Origin of the sequence: Collinsella sp. LCP19S3_C9 (genome assembly GCF_052121575.1) — a bacterium.
GTDB lineage: Bacteria > Actinomycetota > Coriobacteriia > Coriobacteriales > Coriobacteriaceae > Collinsella.
Map to the genome: position 1 here is coordinate 1 of NZ_JBQKDZ010000027.1, position 5,146 is coordinate 5,146.

At 60.2% G+C, this 5,146-nt stretch carries 2 protein-coding genes; both read left to right on the forward strand.

Annotation, left to right across the window (positions count from 1 at the left end):
- The first annotated feature begins 416 nt into the window (after positions 1–416).
- Positions 417–2,306 (forward strand): carbon starvation CstA family protein, encoded by a 1,890-nt coding sequence (locus ACTQXI_RS08795; RefSeq protein WP_441038914.1) that lies wholly within the window; start codon positions 417–419, stop codon positions 2,304–2,306.
- 182 nt (positions 2,307–2,488) lie between these two features.
- Positions 2,489–4,675: a hypothetical protein gene (locus tag ACTQXI_RS08800; RefSeq protein WP_441548530.1), complete on the forward strand. Its 2,187-nt coding sequence runs from the start codon at positions 2,489–2,491 to the stop codon at positions 4,673–4,675.
- Positions 4,676–5,146: the final 471 nt, after the last annotated feature.

Here is a 5,146-nt window from a genome sequence, read left to right on the forward strand (position 1 = left end):
GGAGTATGATGTCCAGCATCCCGTCCCCGTCTCTTCGATGTTGATGTTTGGCGACATTCATCTTAGGGCGGGGACGGGACATTATTACGTCAACGCTGGTCTAACGGAGAGATTCAAATAAAGTTGAAAATTCATTACATATTTGCGTTGACTTTAGTCAACTAAAGTTTCATACTCCTTTTCATCCACTGGGGGATGTGAACACGCACGGATTGTTCGCATCATGATTGAAGAGGATTTCTTAGACATGTTCACGCATCAGCTAAACATTATCAGCGTAGTAATTATCTGATGCGGGTTAGCACATACAGCTAGCCCGTACGATAACGGGCGGCTGATGAAGATGAGGGCCGTCGAGCGCAACCGACGGCCCTCATTTTTTATGTCTAGGAAGTCCTTTTAGAGGAGGAAATGTAATGAACGGAGTTTTGCTCATGGTTGTGGCCGCGGCGGTGCTCGCCTGCGGCTATCTGGGCTACGGCCGCTGGCTGGCTAACAAGTGGGGCGTTGATAAAGAGGCCCTCACGCCTGCCAAGCGCATGAAGGACGGCAAGAGCTTCTCGCCCGTCTCCGCCTTCACCGCGTTCTCGCATCAGTTCAGCTCGATCTGCGGTGCTGGCCCTGTTACGGGTACGATCGTCGCCATGGCCTTCGGCTGGCTGCCCGTCGTGCTCTGGGTCCTCGTCGGCGGCATCTTCTTTGGCGCCGTTCACGACTTTGGCGCCCTGTACGCTTCGATGAAGAACAACGGCAAGTCCTTGGCTCAGCTCATCGAGAAGTACATCGGCAAGACCGGCCGTCGCCTGTTCCTGCTGTTCTGCTGGCTGTTCTGCATCATCGTCATCGCCGCTTTTACCGACATGGTCTGCAAGACGTTCATGTTCACCCCGGTCGTTGACGCCTCTGGCGCTGCCACCGGTGCCATCGACTTCACCAAGTCCTATGCCGCTGGCTGCGCTGGCACCATCTCCATCCTGTTCACCTTCGTCGCCATGGCCTTTGGTTGGGCTCAGAAGAAGTTCAACCTCACCGGCGCTGCCGAGTTCGTCACCGGCGTGGTGCTCATGGTCCTCATGTTCGCCGTCGGTATGCAGTTCCCGGTTTACCTGGACAAGTTCCAGTGGTTCGCCGTCGTCATGGTCTACCTGGTCTTTGCCGGTGCCATGCCCATCCAGATGCTCAAGACCCCTCGCGACTACCTCACTTCCATCATGATGATCGTCATGATTGTCTGCGCTGTCCTCGGCATCGTCGTCCTGGGCGTTAACGGCCAGGCCACCATCACCGCTCCGGTTTTCACCGGCTTTAGCAATGCCTCGGGCATGATGTTCCCGGTCCTGTTTGTCTCCGTTGCCTGCGGCGCTCTCTCCGGTTTCCACAGCCTCGTTTCTTCGGGCACCTCTTCCAAGCAGGTCGAGAAGGAGCAGGACGCCGTCAAGGTCGGTTATGGCGCCATGATCGTCGAGTCCTTCGTTGGCATCCTCGCCATCATCGTCGCTGGCATCATGTTCTCCGACATGAACACTGCCGGTACCGGCGCCCTCAACGCCGGCGTCGCTTCCACCCCGTTCCAGATCTTCGCTGCTGGCATCTCCCGCGGTATGCAGGCCTTCGGTGTTGACGGCACGCTCGCTACCGTCTTTATGACCATGAACGTCTCCGCTCTGGCCCTGACTTCGCTCGACGCCGTTGCCCGCATCGCCCGCACCTCGTTCTCCGAGTTCTTTGCCCAGACCAACGACGCCCTGGCCATCGAGTCCAAGGCCGGTTACATGAAGGTCCTCGGCAACCCCTGGTTCGCCACGGTTGTCACCCTGCTCCCCGGCCTCGCCCTCGCCTTTGGCGGCTATGCCAACATCTGGCCGCTCTTTGGTGCTTCCAACCAGCTGCTCGGCGGTATGACCATGATCACCCTTGCCGTGTTCTGCAAGTGCACCGGTCGCAAGGGCTGGATGCTCTACGTGCCCGTCGCCTTCCTGCTCTGCTGCACCTTTACCTCGCTGGTCCAGAGCGCTATGGGCTGCATGACCGCCGTCCAGGCCTACGGCTTCTTCGGTACCATCCCGGCTACCGCCACCACGGCCGCAGTCTCCGTCGCCGCCACCAAGGGCCTGCAGCTCGTCTTTGCCGTCCTGCTGATGGTCCTGGGCCTCATCGTTGCCGTCAACTGCCTCAAGGAGCTCTTCGGCAAGGAGGCCGGTTCCATGCCCGACGAGGAGCCCGAGTGGTCCGAGATGGGCAAGGCCGAGTATGGTCGCGCTGCTGCTGCCGAGGCTCCCGCAGGCGCCGAGGCCGCCAAGGCCTAATCGACCTAAGGGATTGAACGTCACATCTATATGACTCGGAAAGGCCGGGTCCGCAACTGCGCGGGCTCGGCCTTTTTCCATGCAAAAGCTAGTGTGCCCGGGTGTTCTCGCAGATGTTTTGCGTGGATAGGGGCGTGCGTTGTACCATATAGACATATATGTGTGCATATGAAAGGGGCCCCGTGGCCAAGACGGTATATTCCGATAACCAAAACAACGTCGATGCCCTGGCTGAGCGTCTGAGCAGCCAGACGTCGCTTTCTGCCGAGCGTGCCAAGCTGGTTGCCTACGACCTGCTCTGCCGCAAGGCGCTCAAGATCAAGTCGAGCGCGCTGGCACAGATTTTCCGTTCCGTCGATAAGGAATGTGACACCAAGGCGATGCGCGATGAACTTATCGCGGCAAAGATCGTTACCAAGATCGAGGGCAGCGGCATTAACGGGCGCCCAGCGTTCTATACCATTAATGCCGAGATTCGCGATGTCCAGGAGCAGCCTGCCGAGGCTGCCGAAGAGGCCGTCGAGGACGTTGTCGAGGCGCCTGCTGCGGTGGAAACGGCTCCGCGCGAGAACGTCGACACCGATGAGCTGCTTGACGAGAGCGTCGTTCGCGCCTTTACGGCCAAGGCGGGCCGCGGCGGTTTTGGCGGGGGCGGTAAACGCGATGCGCAGCGCCGTGCCCAGCAGGAGCGCTTCCGTCGCGCTGTGGCTCAAAAGGATGCGACGGATGTCGAGCCCGTCGAGGATGAGGCTGTTACCGAGTCGCAGTGCGCCGCTGAGGTCCAGGAGCCTAAGCGTCGCCGCGGTGCTCACTTTAAGGCCGAGCAGGGAGGCGTTGTGTGCGACGTTCAGGAGTCCGTCGAGGCTGCTGGTGCACCCGAGGAGCCCGTCAAGAAGGCTCCGGGTTCATGCCGTCCCGGACGCGGCTTTATGGGTCGTGCGTATCCCGCAAGGCGTCAAGAAAAGACCGACCAGGCTCCCGCTGCACCAGCGGAGAAGGCTGAGAAGGCTGCCGAGCCGATGGTCCGTGAGCAGAAGCCTGTTGAGCCGCGGCCTGCGGGCGATGTCGAGCCCCGAGGCCAGCAGTCTGCGGGCGAGAAAGCGGGCGAGAAAGCGGGCGAGAAAGCGGAGGAGAGCGCTTCGAGCAAGCCTCGCCGTCGTCGTCACCGTGGCGGCCGTGGCTCAAATACCGAATCCGTGGCCGAGCAGGCAGCGGGGCAAAACAAGGATGCGAAGGCTGAGATCCCGGCGGAGCAGCCCAAGCGCCAGCCAGTAAAGGGGGGCAAGCCTGAGCGTTCGCAAAAGGGCTCGTCCGCGCCAAAGCAAGAGCGCAATACTCGGACAGATTCCAAGTGCAAATCCCAGACGCAGCCCAAACCGACTGCAAACGATGCGACCGCCCAGCAGCCTGAGTCGACCGCTCATGGCGAGGTTTCGGCGTTTGCTCTGGTCCGTGTCCTGGGCAGGCAGCTGCTCAAGGTCGTTCCCACACCTGCTGCACTCTCCAATATTAAGGAGCAACAGACTCAAATCGTTAAGGTTGAGGGCAAGGACGGCAAAAAGGTTTCGCAGCGCACTCAGCACAACGAGATGTCCAACCGCAAGATTGCCGAGGAGATTGCGATCATCCAGGCTTGGATTGAGCAGAATCGCGGTGCCGACACGCCGGTCGCTTCGCGTCGCCAGCGCGCCTACCAGATTTTTAACGATGAGAAGGCCTTTGACGGTAAACACGGCGAGCGCCTGATGAGGCGTATGACCGAAAAGGGCATCAGCATGCAGGCGATTAAGGTCGCCCCCAACCGCCCCGTGCACTTTACGGGCTTCTTTACGCTGGGCGCCGACAAGCCGTTCATTATGGTCGAGAACCTAGATACCTATGACGAGATCGTCAAGCTCCTGCGCGGCCGCAAGCACGCTAAGCTTTTTGGCACCAAGGTGGGTGGCGTGATCTTTGGCGGCGGCTGCAAGGCGAGCGTCTCGCACGCACTGGATGATTATCTGGCCGAGATCGGCTATCGCTTTAACTATGTCTACTACGTGGGCGATATCGACCGAGAGGGTGCGCGCATCGTCGAGCAGGCCCGCAATGCCAATGTGGTTGAGATTCGCTTGCATGCCGGCATGTATCGTGCCATGCTCGCCGAGCACAAGCGTCGCGTGAAAGCTGGCGGCGAGTGCGAGCCTGCGGCTGCCAATCAGGGTGTGCCGCAGAATTTGGCGGCGACGATCAAGGACCTGCCTATGGTCACGCGCGTGCAGTTCCGCAATGTGCTGCGCGAGGGAGGTCGCATTCCGCAGGAGATTCTGATGACCGCCGACTATCGGGATGGCGACTCGGGAAGCTTCGACCGCATGCTGAACAATTAGGGACGCGTGGCCCCGGCGGGCCGGGCATTAAGTTTGCTGCTCTACAGTCCTGCGCAAGACGAAGGCCACATTAAGTGGCCTTCTTTGCGTGCGGAACTCGCGACAAACTTAATGCCCGGCCCGCCGGGGCCACGCGCCATTTTGTAGATGACGGCTCGCTTTTCGGAACGGGGCTGATATTTTCTAGATGTAAGGCGCTCTTGGTCCTTTCGGGCTTGGGGCGTCTGTCTTTTGAGGGTGGATGAGCCGGTACTTGGTGGCGTTCCTTTAGTGCCGGCACTTTGGGAACGTCCCCAAGTGCCGGTTGAGATACGGAGAGCCCGTTGTTGATATGGGACGGAGGGATTCCGCGTCCGCCTGCCGGCGGCCGCGCCCCGCTGCGTCGCTCCGCTCCTTGCGTGCTGCGCTGGAAAACGCTTCGCGTTTCCTCAGCTCCGCACCCTTGCGGGTTCGGATCCCTCCGCATGCCCA